The organism is Salegentibacter holothuriorum, assembly GCF_900168045.1.
GTDB lineage: Bacteria > Bacteroidota > Bacteroidia > Flavobacteriales > Flavobacteriaceae > Salegentibacter > Salegentibacter holothuriorum.
Map to the genome: position 1 here is coordinate 18149 of NZ_FUYY01000001.1, position 18298 is coordinate 36446.

Annotated in this window: 17 protein-coding genes, 1 tRNA gene and 1 riboswitch; of the genes, 11 read left to right on the top strand and 7 right to left on the bottom strand. The window is 34.2% G+C overall.

The window, feature by feature from the left end:
• Window positions 1-101: 101 nt before the first annotated feature.
• On the top strand, window positions 102-725 hold the full coding sequence (locus B5X51_RS00090) for a LysE family translocator (protein ID WP_079718833.1): 624 nt from the start codon (window positions 102-104) through the stop codon (window positions 723-725).
• Window positions 726-1251: 526 nt separating this feature from the next.
• The gene (locus B5X51_RS00095) at window positions 1252-1905 is read left to right on the top strand and encodes a DsbA family oxidoreductase (protein ID WP_079718834.1); all 654 of its coding nucleotides are present in this window, start codon (window positions 1252-1254) and stop codon (window positions 1903-1905) included.
• A gap of 233 nt (window positions 1906-2138) precedes the next feature.
• Here B5X51_RS00095 and B5X51_RS00100 read toward each other — a convergent pair.
• Window positions 2139-2212 (bottom strand) — tRNA-Arg (locus B5X51_RS00100).
• A 289-nt stretch (window positions 2213-2501) separates the two neighbouring features.
• On the opposite strand from B5X51_RS00100, the gene B5X51_RS00105 reads away from it, so the two are divergent.
• The 4 genes from B5X51_RS00105 to B5X51_RS00120 all read left to right on the top strand — a co-directional run bounded on the left by B5X51_RS00105 (window position 2502) and on the right by B5X51_RS00120 (window position 6542).
• Window positions 2502-3218, top strand: coding sequence for a glycosyltransferase family 2 protein (locus tag B5X51_RS00105; protein ID WP_079718835.1), 717 nt, complete (start codon window positions 2502-2504; stop codon window positions 3216-3218).
• Window positions 3211-3840, top strand: a complete 630-nt coding sequence (locus B5X51_RS00110) for a lipid-A-disaccharide synthase N-terminal domain-containing protein (RefSeq protein WP_079718836.1) — start codon at window positions 3211-3213, stop codon at window positions 3838-3840. Before B5X51_RS00105 ends, B5X51_RS00110 begins: the two co-directional genes overlap by 8 nt.
• Window positions 3824-5464: an ArnT family glycosyltransferase gene (locus B5X51_RS00115; RefSeq protein ID WP_079718837.1), complete on the top strand. Its 1641-nt coding sequence runs from the start codon at window positions 3824-3826 to the stop codon at window positions 5462-5464. Before B5X51_RS00110 ends, B5X51_RS00115 begins: the two co-directional genes overlap by 17 nt.
• A gap of 106 nt (window positions 5465-5570) precedes the next feature.
• Window positions 5571-6542 (top strand): type I phosphomannose isomerase catalytic subunit, encoded by a 972-nt coding sequence (locus tag B5X51_RS00120; RefSeq protein ID WP_079718838.1) that lies wholly within the window; start codon window positions 5571-5573, stop codon window positions 6540-6542.
• Between the two features lie 80 nt (window positions 6543-6622).
• On the opposite strand, the gene mgrA is transcribed toward B5X51_RS00120, so the two are convergent.
• Genes mgrA through deoC form a run of 5 tightly spaced genes read right to left on the bottom strand, consistent with a single transcriptional unit; the run spans window position 6623 to window position 10734 of the window.
• Window positions 6623-7621, bottom strand: coding sequence for an L-glyceraldehyde 3-phosphate reductase (gene mgrA, locus B5X51_RS00125; protein ID WP_079718839.1), 999 nt, complete (start codon window positions 7619-7621; stop codon window positions 6623-6625).
• A 42-nt stretch (window positions 7622-7663) separates the two neighbouring features.
• The gene (locus B5X51_RS00130) at window positions 7664-8428 is read right to left on the bottom strand and encodes a 3-keto-disaccharide hydrolase (protein ID WP_079718840.1); all 765 of its coding nucleotides are present in this window, start codon (window positions 8426-8428) and stop codon (window positions 7664-7666) included.
• Window positions 8429-8448: 20 nt separating this feature from the next.
• Window positions 8449-9336 (bottom strand): serine hydrolase, encoded by an 888-nt coding sequence (locus B5X51_RS00135; protein ID WP_079718841.1) that lies wholly within the window; start codon window positions 9334-9336, stop codon window positions 8449-8451.
• A gap of 47 nt (window positions 9337-9383) precedes the next feature.
• A complete protein-coding gene (gene deoD / locus B5X51_RS00140; protein ID WP_079718842.1) occupies window positions 9384-10082 on the bottom strand; it encodes a purine-nucleoside phosphorylase in 699 nt (232 codons plus the stop codon).
• A gap of 1 nt (window position 10083) precedes the next feature.
• Window positions 10084-10734, bottom strand: a complete 651-nt coding sequence (gene deoC, locus B5X51_RS00145; RefSeq protein ID WP_079718843.1) for a deoxyribose-phosphate aldolase — start codon at window positions 10732-10734, stop codon at window positions 10084-10086.
• Between the two features lie 173 nt (window positions 10735-10907).
• Here deoC and B5X51_RS00150 point away from each other — a divergent pair, with 173 nt between their 5' ends.
• From B5X51_RS00150 to B5X51_RS00165, 4 genes are read left to right on the top strand one after another with little or no spacing between them, the layout of a single operon-like run.
• A complete protein-coding gene (locus B5X51_RS00150) occupies window positions 10908-11639 on the top strand; it encodes a hypothetical protein (RefSeq protein WP_079718844.1) in 732 nt (243 codons plus the stop codon).
• 2 nt (window positions 11640-11641) lie between these two features.
• On the top strand, window positions 11642-14395 hold the full coding sequence (locus B5X51_RS00155) for a TonB-dependent receptor domain-containing protein (protein ID WP_079718845.1): 2754 nt from the start codon (window positions 11642-11644) through the stop codon (window positions 14393-14395).
• A gap of 5 nt (window positions 14396-14400) precedes the next feature.
• The gene (locus B5X51_RS00160) at window positions 14401-15567 is read left to right on the top strand and encodes a DUF4249 domain-containing protein (RefSeq protein WP_079718846.1); all 1167 of its coding nucleotides are present in this window, start codon (window positions 14401-14403) and stop codon (window positions 15565-15567) included.
• Between the two features lie 15 nt (window positions 15568-15582).
• Window positions 15583-17289: a hypothetical protein gene (locus B5X51_RS00165; RefSeq protein ID WP_079718847.1), complete on the top strand. Its 1707-nt coding sequence runs from the start codon at window positions 15583-15585 to the stop codon at window positions 17287-17289.
• A 6-nt stretch (window positions 17290-17295) separates the two neighbouring features.
• Here B5X51_RS00165 and B5X51_RS00170 read toward each other — a convergent pair whose 3' ends face one another.
• On the bottom strand, window positions 17296-17523 hold the full coding sequence (locus B5X51_RS00170) for a hypothetical protein (protein ID WP_079718848.1): 228 nt from the start codon (window positions 17521-17523) through the stop codon (window positions 17296-17298).
• Window positions 17524-17853: 330 nt separating this feature from the next.
• A riboswitch (TPP riboswitch) is annotated at window positions 17854-17954 on the top strand.
• A gap of 97 nt (window positions 17955-18051) precedes the next feature.
• Here B5X51_RS00170 and thiS point away from each other — a divergent pair.
• The gene (gene thiS, locus B5X51_RS00175) at window positions 18052-18255 is read left to right on the top strand and encodes a sulfur carrier protein ThiS (RefSeq protein ID WP_079718849.1); all 204 of its coding nucleotides are present in this window, start codon (window positions 18052-18054) and stop codon (window positions 18253-18255) included.
• Window positions 18256-18298: the final 43 nt, after the last annotated feature.

Consider the following 18298-nt stretch of genomic DNA (forward strand, 5'->3'; position numbering starts at 1 on the left):
TGCGTTTTTTGCATTATTTGATTAAAAATAAGTATTTTTTGTGTGACTACAATTTAGTTGTTTTGTGCCCTGTTTTATAAACTTGATAAAATTGAGATATTATGGGTCCAGATAACTTTTTAGCATTTATTGTTACCGCAGGTTTTTTTATTATGACGCCGGGTATAGATACAATATTTGTTTTGAATAAATCAATCGCTAACGGAAAGAGATCAGGCATATATGCCAGCCTTGGGGTTAATTCTGGTGTATTAATCCATACTCTATTGGCAGCACTAGGCTTCTCTGTTTTAATTGCCAAATCGGCGTTAATATTTACAATTGTTAAATATGTAGGAGTAGTCTATCTTATTTATTTGGGTTTTTTACAATTAAAGAAAAAAAGTGATTTGTCACCTAAAATGGATCAGTCTTCAATTCCGAATAAAAGAAAAAATGATTATATCTCTGGCTTTTTTACTAATACATTAAATCCGAAAGTTGCATTATTCTTTTTGGCATTTTTTCCTCAATTTATTGCATCAGATGAAATTGAAAATCCTGTGCCTTTTATTTTATTGGGTTTCACCTACGCCATTATAGGAGTTGCCTGGTTTTCAATTATTACAATATTCGCCAGTGTATTTTCTCAAAAGATTATTGCTAATCCCAAGGCCGGTTTATGGCTCAATAAATTAAGTGGGTTGGTTTTTATAATTATGGGTGTTCAAATAGCCTTAACTTAAATTATTTTTTTTCAAAATAAACTGCTGAAAAGCGCTATAAAGCTAAACTTTATAATTAGGACACTATACGGATATACAATAATATTATTCTCAGTATAATTCCGCCAAAATTTGAAATCACTTCAAATGAAGAGGATAATTATATTGCTATAAAAACTAGGGACAACTCATTAGGATTCGATATAAAAAACTCAAAAAGATAAGCATTTCATTGGGATAAAATCTTTCCAAATATCTCATAATGTTATGGAGTAGGGGTTTACCTTACTCATAATAATATGATTAGTCTAAGGGGGGAATATTATCCTGGAAACTTAGTTGAATTTCAGAACAATTTTCACCTTAAAAATTAAAAATCGGGAATTTGTGTGGTTGAAGAATAGCAGTTGTTTTAGCACCATTTAAACATTGCATTGTAATTTGTTATAGATGTGTTTTTGTTTTAGATCGACACCAACTTTCCAGAATACTATTTTCGGTGAAAGTTAATTTAAAAATTACGTCTAAATATCCTTAAAAAGTAGATATGAGAATTAAAATATGGTCGGACGTTAGATGTCCATTTTGTTATATAGGGAAGAAAAAATTTGAAACTGCCCTGGCAGGTTTTTCAGGGAAGGATCAAGTAGAAGTAGAGTGGAAAAGTTTCCAGTTAGATCCTACTCTAAAAACAGATCCTAATATAAATACCCTGGAATATTTTGTTAAAACAAAAGGTATAAGCGAGGAACAAGCGAGACAAATGTTAAGCGGGGCAACAGAAATGGCTGCCGAAGTAGGATTGAATTTTGACCTGGAAAGTTCAATTCTGGCAAATAGTTTTATGGCACATAGACTTATCCAATTAGCTAAATTGAAAGGGCTGGCCAATGAAGCAGAAGAAGCTCTATTTAAAGCACATTTTATTAAAGGTCAAAATATAGATGATTTCAAAGTTTTAGAGGAAATTTCTACTTCAATTGGAATAGATACTGATGAAGTGAAAAATTTGCTGAATTCTGATGCTTTTGGTTATGAGGTTAAACAGGACGAGATGGAAGCACGAAATATAGGAGTTAAAGGAGTGCCCTTTTTTGTTATTGATGATAAATATGCCATTTCAGGAGCTCAGTCTTCAGAAGCCTTTTTACAAACACTGGAAGAGGCGTGGAAAGAATTCCAGCCTAATAAAACAAAATAAATTGCGAGTTTCATCTCAATTTAAGTAGACAAGATCTATAAAATAAATGTTGTTTGATGTTTTAATTCCCTGGGGCTAGCTTTAGAGAATTTGAGCTATCGCTAGTAGTATCCTGGCGTCAAATCCTCCTATATGCTTTAACATTATTTTGTACCTCATCCATAAGTATTGATCGCTTTTTTTGGATGGATTTTATAAAACAAAAAAGTCTTCCAGAATTGGAAGACTTTTTGTGATCGCACCAGGATTCGAACCTGGGACCGCCTGCTTAGAAGGCAGGTGCTCTATCCAGCTGAGCTATGCGACCGTTTTTGCGGTTGCAAATATACGCCTCTTTAGAAATAAAACAAGCTTATTTTAATAAAAAATTATTTTTTTTATTTAAGCCTATTTTAGTCAGCTGTTTAATCTCTTTTTAACTTAATTTTTATTTTGAAAGTTTTTCTAAATTATATCCTTAATTTTGCCCCGGTAATTTTTTTTGCCCTTTTTTATGAACTTAACTTGCTTCACGTTTAAGTATATTGGTTTAACCAGCCTAAGTTTTAAAATTATGGGCTTTACCAGCAAAACCTAATTACAGCCTATAATTGTGTATGGAATTTCAGTTTACCATTATTGTTCCCGTTTACAATGAGATAGAAAGCTTACCACGGCTTTTTGAATATTTACAAAATTACCTAAAATCGGCTTCGCTCAACTCTTGCGTACTGCTGGTAGATGACGGCTCTATTGATGGTAGCGCTGCTACAATAGAAAAATTTTGTCTGGATCACGATGCTTTTAGCTGTTTGTTGTTTGATAAAAATTACGGAAAGGGAGCAGCGTTAAAGGCAGCTTTCGATTATACTAAAACACCTTTACTTGGCTACCTGGACGCCGATTTACAGACTCATCCCGAAGATTTTGAATTACTCTTTCCTTATATTGAAGACTACGGTTTAGTAACCGGTTGGCGCAAAAATAGAAAAGATACCTTAGTAAAACGTATTTCCTCGAAAACAGGAAATGCAGTAAGGATATTTTTTACTAAGGACAATATGCATGACACCGGATGCCCACTAAAGATTTTACATACCGAATACGCTAAAAAAATCCCAATGTTTAAGGGCTTGCAGCGTTTTTTACCGGCAATGGTACTTTTGCAACAAAAGGAAATTAAAGAGGTGGTGATAAATCATTATCCCAGGATAGAAGGATATTCAAAATATAATTTTAAGAACAGGTTTCTTGGCCCATTGCTAGACTGTTTTGCATACGTTTGGATTAAAAAATCTTATATAGATTATAGTATAAAAGCGAAACATGGATAGTTCGCTATTAATTTATGTAATAGGCTTTACCGCTCAACTCTTGTTTTCTTCCAGGATGATTATGCAGTGGCTACTTTCTGAAAAACAAAAAAAGGTGCTCACTCCAATCCTTTTTTGGGAGTTAAGTTTATTGGGTTCGTTTTTATTATTTATTTACGGTTACGCCAGGGATGACTTTGCAATTATGCTGGGACAAAGTATCACTTACTTTATATATATTAGAAATTTACAATTACAGGGACAATGGCATAAACTCCATTATCTGGTTAGATTTTTAGTGCTAATTTTTCCTGTGCTAGTGATAGTTTATAGTTTTTTTAATAATGAATACGATCTTCAAAAGCTATTTCAAAACGAAGCTATTTCGCTGCGATTAATGATTTTAGGTATTGTTGCACAAATAATTTTCACCTTACGTTTTTTGTATCAATGGCTTTATTCCGAAAAACAAAAAAAATCTACTTTACCACTTGGATTTTGGTGGCTAAGCCTTGCAGGATCCTCTTCAATTTTAATCTATGCAATATTTAGAAAAGACCCTGTTTTGCTTATTGGTCATTTGTTTGGCTGTTTAATGTACATTAGAAATATTATAATTCATCATAATGAAATTAGAGAATAAATATCTGGTACTACTAGTTCTTGTTGCGATTGCAGTGTTCTTTGTAAATCTAGATGCGATATATATTAATATTATGGAGGCGCGCAATTTTATTACGGCCCGGGAAATGTTAAATGATAACCACTGGATATTCACCACAATGAATGCTGAACCACGTTACGAAAAACCTCCACTACCAACCTGGCTAACCGCAATTTCTATGGCTATCTTTGGAATGGAAGGTCTTTTCGGTTTAAGGCTCCCTTCTGCGACTATGGGATTAATTTTGGTGATTTTTATATATAAACTCTTGCTTAAAATTACTAAGAATATTGAATTATCTTTTTTGGCCGGGCTAATTGCTGCTACCTCATTTTATATTGTTTATTCCAGCAGAGATGGGCAATGGGATATTTATACCCATAGCTTTATGATGATAGCTATATTCTTCCTGTATAAATTATACAATACCACAAAAAACTGGTACTTAATTGCCACGCTTAGCGGCCTTTTTATAGGCTGTTCTATTTTGAGCAAAGGTCCGGTTTCTATTTATGCATTATTTCTTCCATTCTTAATCGCCTATGGTTTTACTTATAAATTTAAGGGAACTAAAAAGCGTTGGAAAGCTTTAGTTCTATTAGTTGCTATCGCTTTAATATCAGGTGGTTGGTGGAATCTTTATGTTTATTTGTTTGATACAAATGCAGTGGCAGAAATTACAAGTCAGGAGACTGGAAGGTGGTTAAACTATAATGTAAGGCCATTTTATTATTATTGGAGTTTCTTTATACAAAGTGGCTTATGGACTATCCCGTCTTTTGTAGCCTTACTATATCCTTATTTAAAAGATAGGGTTAGCAATAAAAAGGCCTATAAATTTACACTTTTTTGGACCCTGGCTTCGGTTTTTCTACTATCTGTAATCCCAGAGAAAAAATCACGCTATCTATTGCCGGTGCTTATTCCTATGGCCATGAACACCTCGTTTTATATAGAATACCTTTTTAATCATTTCAGAAGTATAAAAATTAAAGAGGCAGCAGTAGTTTATTTCCATTTTGGAATATTCGCTTTAGTAGGTTGTATCTTCCCAATTGCAGCATATTTTTATTTTGAACCTATGCTGCAAGACATATTGCACTGGTATATTTTAAGTTCAATTTTCTTGTTTAGTATTGGCGTTTTAATGTTTAGGTTTTTAACGCTGAAGAAGATAAAACCGGTATTTTATTTAAGTATTTGTTTCTTGATAAGTATTGTATGGTTTGGTTTGCCAATGGCAGATAAAATAAATATAAATCGGGAATACAATAGCATCTCAACTATAGAACATCATCTAAAAAAGTATGATGCCCAGGTATATGAATTTAACACCTTCACTCCCGAAATTATTTGGGAATATGGGAAACCTATTAGAGTGCTGAACCAGGGAGGAAAGATAGAAACCCCAACCGATAATAAGTTTTTGCTTTTAGCAGAAGCTCGTCTTAGTGATAGCCTACAGCAGTTTTTTAGTAATTACAAAACAAAAAAAATAGATAGTATAGATATGAATCCTGTAAGTACCAAACATAAGCGAAGGTTATACCGCGAATTGTATTTGGTTGAAAAGACAGAACTAGATATTATACCATCACAATAACCAGATATTTTTTTGGTTATTAAAGTTATTAATGCCCTTATAAGTCACTCATTTTTTAACACGCTAATATTTAAGTATATTTAGGCGATTTTAAACTAACCAAATAATGCTCGATTATCCAATTAAATTCAATCCCATTCTGAAGGAAAAAATTTGGGGTGGTAACAAATTAAAAAACAATCTCAACAAAGAAACAACCAGCGATAACCTGGGTGAAAGTTGGGAGATTTCTGGCGTATCAGGAGATATTTCTGTGGTAGCCAATGGAGAACTTAAAGGTTTTTCTTTAAAAGACCTTTTAAATGAATACAAGGCTAAAATAGTAGGTGAAAAAATTTACAGTGAATTTAATGCCGATTTCCCTTTGCTCATAAAGTTTATAGATGCAAATACAGAGCTATCAGTTCAATTGCATCCTAATGATGAACTTGCACAACAGCGGCATAACTCTTTTGGAAAGACCGAAATGTGGTATATTATGCAGGCCGATAAAGAAGCAAAAATCAATATTGGCTTTAAGGAAAGTGTTTCAAAAGAAGATTATATTGCCCGGTTGGAAGAAGGCAAGATTGTGGAACTACTTAATTTCGAAGAAGTTAAAAAAGGAGATAGTTTCTTTATTAATACCGGTAAAGTACATGCAATAGGAGCAGGGGTTCTTTTAGCTGAAATTCAGCAGACATCAGATGTGACCTATAGAATTTATGATTGGGATCGTACCGATGATGAGGGGAATTCCAGAGAACTTCATACCGCCTTAGCCATAGATGCTATAGATTTTGAAAAGAAAGACGATTTTAAACTTAACTATAAAAAACAGGCAAATACCTCTTCTGAAGTAGCTAGTTGTAAATATTTCACTACTAACTATTTACCAGTAAAAGGTGAAGTAAAGAAAGATTATAGCAATTTAGATTCTTTTGTAATTTATATGTGTGTTGGTGGAAACGGAGTTATCTCTGTAAATGGAAATTCTGAAAATATCAAGCAGGGAGAAACCGTTCTCATTCCTGCTGATAATAAGCAGGTAGACATTTCAGCTGAAAATTGTGAACTTTTAGAAGTTTACATTAAATAAAAAGCAGGCTTTCTGAGAAGATATATTTTCGCCAGAAAGACGATTTCAGAACTTCTCAGCAAGCCATTAAAAAAATCCTGCTAGTTATTCAGCAGGATTTTTTCTATTTCATCTAATTCGGTTTTACTGAATTCAAGGTTTTTCAAAGTATTAATGTTCTCCTTTAATTGAGCAACTTTACTCGCTCCAACCAGTACCGAAGTTACTCGATCGTCCTTTAACAACCAGGCCACAGCCATTTGCGCTAAACTTTGGTTTCTGGATTGCGCCACTTCATTTAATTTTTGCGCTTTATTAACTACTTCCGGAGTGATTTTGGATTCATCTAAATAACTTCCCTGGGTTGCCGCACGGCTATCTTTTGGGATTCCGTTTAAATATTTATCAGTTAAAATTCCCTGTTCTAAAGGAGAGAATACTATGCTGCCAATTCCTTCGCGTTCCAGGGTATTTAATAAACCATCTTCAACCCAGCGATCCATCATATTATATCTGGGTTGGTGTATTAAAAATGGAGTGTTTTGAGCTTTAAGGATTTTAGCCGCTTTAGCCGTATCTTCTGCAGAGTATTGAGAAATTCCTACGTAGAGTGCTTTTCCCTGTCTTACAATTTGATCTAATGCTCCCATTGTTTCCTCTAAAGGCGTGTCAGGATCTGGGCGGTGATGATAAAATATATCTACATAATCTAATCCCATTCTTTGCAAGGATTGATCTAAACTGGCAATAAGATATTTCCTGGAGCCAAAATCACCATAAGGGCCGGGCCACATATCCCAACCGGCTTTTGTGGAGATAATCAACTCATCGCGAAATTGTTTAAAATCCTGGGCGAAAATTTTTCCGAAATTCTTTTCTGCAGAACCATAAGGTGGTCCATAATTATTAGCCAAATCAAAGTGTGTGATTCCATGATCAAAACCAGTTCTTAAAAGATTTCTCGCATTTTCGAAGTTATCTTTATCACCGAAGTTATGCCATAAACCCAACGATAGTAGTGGGAGTCTAATCCCACTTTTTCCACAGCGGCGATATTGCATTTTTTCGTAACGATCTTCGGAAGCTTTATAGTTGCTCATAAAGTTTAGTTCTTATAATTTAATTGATTTGTAATTTAAAAATTATTCAAGTTCCCTCACCCAAATATTTCTAAAACTTACAGGGCTTCCGTGATCTTGAAAATGAATAGGAAGCTTTTCTTTATGCTTTGTATAATTTAGGATTCCTATGTATGCTGTTGGACCATGTAGTTCGTAATTATTTTGTACTACTACACCATTATGAAGAACCGTAAGCTTAGCCGGGTTTAGTAACATTCCATCTTTATTAAATCTTGGGGCGGTAAAGATAATATCATAAGTATTCCATTCACCGGGAGCTTTGGTAGCATTCACTAAGGGTGGGGATTGTTTATAAATGCTCGCTGCTTGCCCGTTCGTATAGGTATCGTTTTCAAAAGAATCTAGAATTTGCACTTCATATTTACCCATAATTATTACTCCGCTATTTCCACGTTGCTGTCCGTCGCCCTTAATTTCTGATGGTGAGCGCCATTCTAAATGTAATTGCATATCCCCAAAATTCTCTTTGGTTAAAATACCGCCGGTTCCCGGATTTACCGTTAAGACGTCTTCTTCAATATTCCAGGTGGGTTCAGAACCATCTTTTTCATTTACAAAAGCCGAAAGATTTGCCCCATCAAATAAGATTTTAGCATCAGATGGTGGTGTATTTTTAGATTCACCAGCTTGAATTTTTTGAGGAACCGGTTTGTAGAATTCGGTAGCTTCCGGAGGTAAATCGATATCTTTTTCTTGAGCAAATGTACTGATTGAAGCAAATACAAAAGTACTTGCCAATAAACCTGATTTTAAGGATATTTTCATTTTAAAACTTTAGTTGGAAATTAGTTGTTATTTACATGATCGTATACCATCTTTGAAACTTCAGCTAGCATTCTAGTACCGGCCTCCATATCTTTCATGTTTTTTGAAAGCAATACTAAAACATACCTTTTTCCATCAGGCAATTCAATTAAAGCTGAATCGTGATGTACCCCGGTAATCCATCCTGTTTTATTGGCAATTTTTAGATTTTTGGGAAGTAGCGCAGGAATAAGATCGGTATGCTTTTGCTGTCGCAAAATTTGGAGCATTTGCTTGTCAGCTTCTGGATTTACTGCTTTTCCTTTGGCAAGAGCTTCAAAAATTAACATCAGGTCATAAGCAGTAGTGGAGTTGCTCAAACCAGCTTCATAAGCCTTCATATCTTCAACACCGCGAAGTACATTGATATCCATAGCGCCTATTTCGCGCATGGTTTTATTTACATTTTTAGCGCCAACCAGCTCAATTACAATATTAGTGGCCAGGTTGCTACTGTAAATAATCATATCAGTTACTAGGTCTTTAATACTCCTTTTTTGACCTAATTGTTCGTAGAGATGTTCTCCGTTATCCCGACCGAGTTCCATAGCAAACGGACTTCCGTCTACAATACTTTTAAATTCATTCCTTATTATCAGGGAATCTTTAAGTGAAAATTTTCCTTCGGAAGCTTGTTTGAAAACCTCTATCATTACCGGGGTTTTCATGGTGCTCGCAGCATGGAAATTTTCGTTCTGGTTGATTAAAATATTGTATTTTTCTGCGGAAATATTCTTAAACGCAATGGCGAAATCTCCCTGATTTTCCTCAAAAATAGCAGCTATCTTCTTCTGAAGTTGTTGTGTAGAATTTTGGGCATTACAAATAAAGCCAATGATTAGAATAAAGATTGCCGTTGAAAATTTCATTAAACTGGGATTTACTTCCGAATTTAATGAAATTTACTCAAACAAACTTAAATACTACCCAGAGCTATTTCAACCATTCGGCTAAAACTTTGCTCTCTTTCTTTTGCAGGTAAATGTTCACCGGTAACTAAAGAATCTGAAATAGTAAGCACCGAAAGTGCCTGCACGTTATACTTGGCAGCAATGGTATAAAGTCCGGCGGTTTCCATTTCTACACACAAAACTCCGTAATCTGCCCATTTTTTATAATTCAAATCATTTTCCTCATAAAATACATCTGATGAAAGTACATTACCGGCCCTAAATTGAATATTCTTATCCTGGGCAAATTTAACCGCATTCATAAACAATTGAAAGTCGGCTGTAGGTGCGAAATCAGCATGTTGAAATCTTGCTTTATTAAAGCTCGAATTAGAAGAAGCGGCCATAGCTAATACAACATCATTAACTTTTAAATCTTCTTTATAAGAACCGGCAGAACCAACCCGAATTAATTTCTTAGCTCCGTATTCTGTAATTAATTCCGTTGAATAAATTAATGCCGAAGGAATACCCATTCCGGTTGCTTGTACAGAGATTTTTTCTCCTTTATAAGTTCCGGTATAGCCCAGCATTCCACGAACCTCATTATAACAAACAGCATTTTCCAGGAAGTTTTCTGCAATCCATTTTGCTCTTAGGGGATCTCCGGGAAGTAATACATTTTCTGCGATTTCGCTTTTCTTTGCTTGTATATGTACGCTCATTCTAGTTTTCTTCTGAAGTTACCAATTTTATTCCCGAGGATGTTCCCAGTCTGGAAACTCCTAATTCTATATATTTTATGGCGGTTTCCCGATCTTTAATTCCGCCTGAAGCTTTAATCTGCATTTTATCTCCGGCAATATTCTTCATCAATTTCACATCTTCAAATGTAGCGCCGCCAGTTCCAAAACCAGTAGAAGTTTTTAAAAAATCTGCTTTTGCATTTAAAGCAGCCTTGCAGGCCGCTTCCTTTTCAGCAAGGCTTAAATAGCAGGTTTCAATAATTACTTTAAGAGTTTTAGAACCTATAGCCTTTTTAATTGCAGCAATTTCATTCTGGATATAATCTGTATCTCCGGCTTTTAACATTCCAATATTAATTACCATATCAATTTCATCAGCACCTTTTGTAATAGCATCTTTGGCTTCAAAAACCTTGGCATCTGTAGTCATAGCACCTAATGGAAAACCTATTACCGTTGCTATTTTTACATTAGAAGATTTTAAAACCGATTTGGCAAGTTGGAGATAGGCAGGGGGAATGCAAATAGCAATAAACTGATGTGATATCGCCTCCAGACATAACTTTTCAATATCTGCTGGCGTTGCCGTCGGTTTTAATAACGTGTGATCTATAAATTGCTTGAGTTGCATGGTATCTTTTTAGGATTTACAAATTTATAACTTTCTACCAGATGTAATTTATGATTGTTCTCAGGTTTTGAGATTTACAGCTTTATTATTTTTAATTATTAAGGATGCGAAATAACCGTTTTATTTTGTAGTTTTCCAGAAATATTGCGAATTATTTACTTATTGACTGTTGAATGTATAAAAATTACCTTCTTGCCTTTCCTTTCTTTATAATAACGTTTTCCACTTTTTCCCAAACTTATTCGGAAGAAAAAATCTATTCCTGGTACGATAAAACGATTGGGATTGAGAATACCACTTTGTTCCGGGGAATTGAATATGTGGAAACCGACCGTATGATTAACGAAAAACATAAATTTTTTGAAACTCAGGAGTTTCAAAATGGAATTGTCACTTATAATGGGTTAACCTATTACCAGGTGCCTTTGAAATATAATATCTATGACGATCTGTTATTGGTTAATCTTAAGCAGGATCAAAGAAATTCTATTTTTCAGCTTATAGACGATCAGGTGAATCAATTTCAGATCAAGGATAATAAGTTTAGATATTTAAAGGCCATAAATAATTCAGATATCATAGGTTTCTATGAAGTAATTAATGAAGCAGGTCTCTTAAAAGTTTTCAAGAAACATATTAGAAATAGAATGGAAATTAGGGATAGAAGTGTCGCATATAGTGAGTTTAACCCTGCCAGGCCTGATTATATTTTTCAATTTGAAAATGAATTTTTTGAGTTGGATAATCGTAGGGATCTATTTTCTAAATTTCCAGATCTGAAAAGCGAAATAAGAGATTTTTATAGCAAATACAGGAAACAATCTCAGGATAATCCAGATGTTTTTATGAAAAACCTGGCCAATGAAATAAATAGCCTTATTCCTTCTGCTACAAATCAAATTTAAGAATGAGAAAATATTTACTCCTTTTTTTACTTTTATGTTTCCCTTTCACTTACGCACAAACAGCCGATCCAGAAATATCTATAAGTTTTGAGAATAAAGAACTGCCTGATATTTTTGCTGAAATTGAAGCAAAAACCGATTATCAATTCTTTTTTGATGAAGACTGGTTTGGCCTTACTAAATTTTCCGGTGAATATTCGCAAACCAAAGTAACAGAAGTATTAGAAGATTTATTGGAAGAAACCAATATCAATTATTTTGTAAAAGGCCAGCGTATTATTCTAACTCGCGGTAGTATAATTTATGACCGGTTACCGGAAGGCTTTTTAGAGACCCGGGAAGAAACCGCAGTTGCAGAAGAAGAAAATCAAAGTGCAGATCCTGTTTTTTACAATGATAATGAGGAGCAGGCTGAAATAGTAGAAACCGTTTTAATAGGAAAAGAAAATATACAATCCAGCAGAAGTACTTATAAGCTTAGTGGGAGAGTGATTTCAGAAAAAGGAGAACCTATCTCCGGATTAAATATTTTAATCCCTAATCAGAATAAAGGAACGGTTACAGATATTAATGGAAATTATGAAATTAGGCTTCCTAAAGGAATAAACATTTTTGAAACCCAGGCCCTTGGAATCGATAAAGTTAAGAAGCGTCTCGTAGTTTATAACGACGGAGTTTTAAATTTACAACTGAAAGAGAGTTTTGAAGAACTGGGCGAAGTTTTGGTTGAAGCTAACGCCAGGGATAACGTGAGAAACGCCCTTACCGGGGTAGAAAGAATAGATGTAGCCGAAATTAAGAATATTCCACTTGTTCTGGGCGAGCGTGATATTTTAAAAGTAGCCACTACTTTGCCGGGGATTTCCACGGCCGGTGAGGGCGCAAGCGGTTATAATGTAAGAGGTGGAAAAACCGACCAGAATTTAATTCTGCTAGATGAAGGAGTAATTTATAATCCTGCCCATTTCTTCGGAATATTTTCTGGGCTAAATCCTTTTACTACGGGAGATATAAGTATTTATAAAGGAAGTATTCCAGCAGAATATGGCGGGAGATTATCTTCGGTTTTTGACCTCAATACCAAGACGGGGAATAAAGAAGAGTTTACCGGTGAAGTTTCCATAGGGCCTGTTACCGGGAACCTAAGCCTGGAAATCCCAATTGTAGAAGATAAATCGAGTTTAATTGTAGGTGGCCGTGGTACGTATTCAGATTGGATTTTAAACCTTTTAGAAGATGAATCTTTAGAAGGCAGCCAGGCGTCATTTTATGATGTTGTGGCTAAATACAACCATAAATTTGATAATAGTGATGAGTTAAATGTTAGCGGATATTATAGTAGTGATGTTTTTAGTATCACTTCAGACTCTTTATTTAGTTACACCAACAGGATGTTTTCGCTTTCTTACAATAAATATTTTAATGAAAAGCATCAGGGAGAGTTGGTACTAACCAATAGTAATTATGATTTCAACTTGGATTACGCGAGTGATTTCAATAATGATTTTGAATCGGGATATACCATCAATGAATCTGAAGTGAAATTAAAAATGAAATACTTCCATAATAAGGCACATACTTTTAATTATGGAATAAGCGGAAAATATTATATGGTTTCTCCCGGCGAAATTAATCCCGGAAGCCCTGAATCTCTCATTGAACAAGTTAGTATACCCGAGGAAAGAGCTTTAGAAACCGCTATTTATTTTGAAGATAACTTTGAAGTAACCGAAAAGCTACTAATTAATGCAGGTTTACGATATTCCTTTTATACCGCCTTTGGCTCAGCTCAGCTAAACACCTACGAAGAAGGTTTGCCAAGAAACGATAATACCGCTACAGGTATAGAAAACTATGATAGCGGGGAAGTGATAGAAACTTATGGCGGGCCTGAAGTTAGGGTTTCCGGAAGGTACTTTATAACGCCAACATTTTCAACCAAAGTAAGTTATAACAATACTTACCAATACATTCATACCTTATCTAATAATACTACAGCCGCTCCAACTGATACTTATAAACTTTCAGATTCTTTTATAAAACCGCAACGGGCCAATCAATTTGGTTTAGGATTCTTTAAGAATTTTGATGAAAATATTTACGAACTCAGTTTAGAAGGCTATTATAAAACTTCAGATAATCTCTTAGACTATAAGATTGGCGCCGATTTATTTTTAAATGAAAATATTGAAACCGAAGTTCTCCAGGGTGAGGGAGAAGCTTACGGAGTAGAATTCCTGGTTAGAAAAAACAAAGGAAGGTTAAATGGATATTTAGGCTATACGTATTCCAGGTCGTTTATAAAATTAGCAGGAGATTTCCAGGAAGAAACAGTTAATAACGGCGAATTTTTCCCTACAAATTTTGATAAACCACATGACTTTAGTGCTGTGCTAAATTATAAGCTTACACAACGTTTTAGTTTTTCGGCTAATTTTGTTTACCAAACCGGAAGACCGGTAACATATCCAATTGGGAAATATAACTTTAACAATTCTGAGTATGTTTTGTATAGTGACAGGAACCAGTTCAGGATTCCAGATTATTATCGATTGGATTTGAGTTTTAATGTGGAAGGAAACCATAAGATTGAAAAATTTGCTCATAGTTTCTGGAATATTTCGGTGTATAATGTGCTGGGTAGAAACAACCCTTACTCAGTATTTTTCGTAACCGATAGTGGAGAAGTGAAGGCCTATCAAAGTTCAATTTTCTCTATTCCAATTCCTACAATCACCTATAATTTTAGATTTTAATAGTAATGAAATTAATAAAGTTTATTCTGAAATATAAAAAGACCTTTTTTCTATTAACTATAGCAATGCTGATAGTTTCCTGTGTGGAAGAAATCCCATTAGAATCTGAAGGTTTTGAGGAAGCCATAGTAATAGAGGGATCTATTACTAATGAACTCAAACAGCATGAAATTAAATTATCCCGAGTTTATGCTATAGACTCTATAGGACCAAGTGCTTTATCTGGTGCCGATATTAGAGTGATAGGAAACAGTGAGTTTATATTCCAGGAAAGCGAACCCGGAGTATATGTTTCCAGAGATAGTTTTGCGGCACAACCAGGTGTTAATTACCAATTGCAAATTTCAGCAAATGGGGAAGAATATGAATCTACTCCTATGCAATTACCCGGTAGCAGCAGTATAGGTGTATTGCAAGCCAATAGAATTGACTACGGGGGAGAAAATGGTGTTGCAATCACTTTAAATAATCAAAGTACGAATGAGTCTGCCAATTATTACAGGTATGAATATGTAGAGACCTTTAAATTTAATTCAAACTATTTTAAAGTAAATGATCTAATTCTTGTAGATGGCGAGCCTGTAGAAGTGCCAAAACAAAAAGAAGAATATACTTGTTACCAAACAAATAAGTCACAGGAAATAATACTTTCAAATACAAACTCACTCTCAGAAGATAGTGTAAACGACCTACTAATAAAGTTTATACCTTCAGATAGCCCAAGCCTTTCTAATAGGTACAGTCTACTTGTAAAACAGTATGTTATAAGCCGGGAAGCGTATACCTATTATGAAATTCTGGAGGAGTTATCTGGCCTGGATAATGTGTTTACGCAAAGCCAGCCGGGGTTTTTAGCTGGTAATATTTTGAATATTAGTAATCCAGAAGAAAAAGTGATTGGCTACTTCGATATATCTTCGGTTTCAACAAAAAGAATTTATTTTGATTATGAAGATTTTTATGATCCTGAAAGTATAAGACCTCGATTTGTGCCGTATGCATCCTGTGAAGCAAGCCTACCTAGCACTGCTACTCTAATAGCTCAATTAGAACAAGATATTGTAAGATGGTCTACAACAACTCCTAGTGGGGCTTTCATGGTGGTGCCAACGCGTTGTGTAGATTGTACACGTTTTGGATCTAATGTAAAACCAGAATTTTGGGAGGATTAATTACAAAAGAAGAAAATGACTAAAAAGATTTTCATAGTATTTATAGCTTGCCTGGGACTTAACCTGTCTTATTCGCAAAGCATTGAAGAATCCCTTCAAAAAGAAATTCCTAAAGAACAGGTTTATCTTCACTTAAATAGTAGCTTATTATTTAGCGGGGAAAAACTACTTTATAAGTTTTATAGTATTAATGCGCAAACCCAGAAACTTAGCAAGCTAAGCAAAGTTGGCTGGGTAGTATTAGTAAATTCAGATAAAGAAATTGTTTTTCAGCATAAATTAAACCTGGAGGAAGGTCAGTCATATTCCGATTTTTTTATTCCTTCTGACTTACAATCGGGAGCATATAAAATTCTAGGATATACTTCCTGGATGTTAAATGCTGAAGAAAATTATTTTGAACAGGATATTCAAATTTTAAACCCCTATCAAAAGAATAATGAAGGCCTTATACTTCAAGAAAACCCTGGATCTACTTCAGGAAATATTACGAAAGAAGCAGAAGCTGATCTGGAACTAAAATTGAATAAAACGTCTTTTTCAACTCGGGAAGAAGTAGTCTTAAATTTGGAGAACACAACAGAAATAGTGGGTAATTTTTCTATATCTGTAAGGCGAATAGATAGTTTTGGTAAACCTACACTGCTTAAAAGCACCAATTTTAATAAGCTTTATAAGAATAAAAGCTGGAATTTCTCAGACAACTTTATCCTGCCGGAAGTAAGAGGTTCTGTTATTAGCGGAAGAGTAAGCGTAAATGATAATTCGGTATTAAAGTCTAAAAATCTAATAGTATCCTTTCCTGGCGAAGAAAGTCAGGTAAATATTGTTTCTATAGACGATAAAGGGGAGTTCAGTTTTATAATAAATAATGAGTTGGCGGTTGATGAACTATTGTTACAATTAACAGACTACACTCAAAATGATTATGATATAGAATTATTTCAAACTGCTCAACCAGATTTCTCTGGGTTAAACTTTAAAAAACCAGTCGTTGAAACAGGTTTTAAAGATTATATTTTGGAGAAAAGTATAAATAATCAAATTGAAAATGCATATTCTGCCACAAAAGCAGACCGCACAATCTTCCCGAAGGACAAGGGATATTTCTTTGGTCAGGAGCTTCTTAAATTCAATTTGGACGATTATACAAGGTTTCCCGAGGTTGCCCAGACTTTTGTGGAAATCATAGAATTTGGAAGAGTTAGAAGAAATCAAAATGGAACTCATAGTATTATGGTAAGAAACCAAAATATCAATGGTGAGTTTACGCTACCTGCCTTGTTGATTGTAGATGGAGTAGTGGTGCAAAATCATGATAAATTGGTTTCTTTTGATGCTGAAAGGATTCAAAGAATTAGCATTCTTAGAAGCAAGTATTTCTTTGGTCCTGCGATATACCAGGGCGTGGTAGTGGTAAAAACTAAAGATGGAGAATTTCCAAAAGTATTTAGAGAAAATTATATGAAATCTAAACTTGTGACTAAAGCACAAATACCTAAGAAATATTATAGCCCAAATTATAAGAATGAAGACTTAGACAGAATCCCTGATTATAGAACGCAACTCTGGTGGAACCCTAATATAGATCTTGGAGATTTTTCTAAAGAGTTTAGTTTTTACACCTCAGATCTTAAAGGGAAGTTTGAAATAAACATAGAAGGATTTATTGGTACAGGCAACCCCATATCCATAAGAAAAACCTTTAATGTAGTTGAATAGGCTGGTTTAGTAATCCTCTTTATTATGCGGGTAATCTTCGTACCAATCCTTAAAGGTTCTTTTTGTATTGTAATTATCGGTAAGAATTCTATAAACGCTATAAATCAATAAGCATTGCCCCAAGAAGGTTAAATAGAAAACCAATGGAAAATTGGTATTGAAATATACAAGTATGGTTATTATAACCAATAAAATACTGGTTAGAATTAAGTATGTAATACCATTATTTTTCATACTTCTTAAGTTACGAAAGAGCACCTAAAACATATCTTAAAATACCTATAAAATATTTATCTATTTGTAATATTTTATACAGAACTACTATATAACTAAGGTAGGAGCAATAGGTGTTAGGCAATTTTTTTACCTAATGCTTGTAGACATATAAACGTTGTGGTTATTATTTAGAGGTTGAATTCTTTGTGAAAATGAAACCAAAAACTTTAACTCAATTTATTGAACATTTAATGCATGATCCTTCAGATTTGGGTTGTTACAAAAAATATTATTTTGAACTTCTGAAAAAAAAATTTCTAGTTTCTATTAATTCTTCTATATTCGAAGCGTAAACTTTAGGGGTGCTGATTTTAAGAAATCGGCTGAGATAAATACCCTTTGAACCTGATCCGGTTAATACCCGCGAAGGGAAAAGTGTTATCTACATATTTTCTACCATAATTCCGTTTTGGAGGAATGGTGGCTTGTATTTACTTTTTCTTTAGGGAAACCCCCTGCAGTTTACAGCTATAAAATATCAAATCAATGATAACTGTAAACGTAAACAACACCGTCCATTCTTTTAGTACACCAACCAACCTTCAGGATCTATTGACGCAGCTCAATATTTCTGATAAGGGTATCGCTGTTGCCATCAATAACCAGATTATTTCTAAAAAAGACTGGAACCAGCGTCAATTATCCAATGATGAAAACATATTGATTATTAGGGCTACACAGGGAGGATAAATGGATTTCGCAAGAATTTTTCAGCAAATCCAAAAATACAACC

Bases quoted from the DNA above. Each gene is read 5' to 3' on its own strand.
- B5X51_RS00105 (WP_079718835.1), top strand. From the start codon at position 2,502: ATGGAATTTCAGTTTACCATTATTGTTCCCGTTTACAATGAGATAGAA.
- deoD (WP_079718842.1), bottom strand. From the start codon at position 10,082: ATGAGCGTACATATACAAGCAAAGAAAAGCGAAATCGCAGAAAATGTA.
- B5X51_RS00135 (WP_079718841.1), bottom strand. From the start codon at position 9,336: ATGAAATTTTCAACGGCAATCTTTATTCTAATCATTGGCTTTATTTGT.
- B5X51_RS00120 (WP_079718838.1), top strand. From the start codon at position 5,571: ATGCTCGATTATCCAATTAAATTCAATCCCATTCTGAAGGAAAAAATT.
- thiS (WP_079718849.1), top strand. From the start codon at position 18,052: ATGATAACTGTAAACGTAAACAACACCGTCCATTCTTTTAGTACACCA.
- B5X51_RS00160 (WP_079718846.1), top strand. From the start codon at position 14,401: ATGAAATTAATAAAGTTTATTCTGAAATATAAAAAGACCTTTTTTCTA.
- B5X51_RS00165 (WP_079718847.1), top strand. From the start codon at position 15,583: ATGACTAAAAAGATTTTCATAGTATTTATAGCTTGCCTGGGACTTAAC.
- B5X51_RS00090 (WP_079718833.1), top strand. From the start codon at position 102: ATGGGTCCAGATAACTTTTTAGCATTTATTGTTACCGCAGGTTTTTTT.
- B5X51_RS00095 (WP_079718834.1), top strand. From the start codon at position 1,252: ATGAGAATTAAAATATGGTCGGACGTTAGATGTCCATTTTGTTATATA.
- mgrA (WP_079718839.1), bottom strand. From the start codon at position 7,621: ATGAGCAACTATAAAGCTTCCGAAGATCGTTACGAAAAAATGCAATAT.
- B5X51_RS00115 (WP_079718837.1), top strand. From the start codon at position 3,824: ATGAAATTAGAGAATAAATATCTGGTACTACTAGTTCTTGTTGCGATT.
- B5X51_RS00150 (WP_079718844.1), top strand. From the start codon at position 10,908: ATGTATAAAAATTACCTTCTTGCCTTTCCTTTCTTTATAATAACGTTT.
- B5X51_RS00110 (WP_079718836.1), top strand. From the start codon at position 3,211: ATGGATAGTTCGCTATTAATTTATGTAATAGGCTTTACCGCTCAACTC.
- B5X51_RS00155 (WP_079718845.1), top strand. From the start codon at position 11,642: ATGAGAAAATATTTACTCCTTTTTTTACTTTTATGTTTCCCTTTCACT.
- B5X51_RS00130 (WP_079718840.1), bottom strand. From the start codon at position 8,428: ATGAAAATATCCTTAAAATCAGGTTTATTGGCAAGTACTTTTGTATTT.
- B5X51_RS00170 (WP_079718848.1), bottom strand. From the start codon at position 17,523: ATGAAAAATAATGGTATTACATACTTAATTCTAACCAGTATTTTATTG.
- deoC (WP_079718843.1), bottom strand. From the start codon at position 10,734: ATGCAACTCAAGCAATTTATAGATCACACGTTATTAAAACCGACGGCA.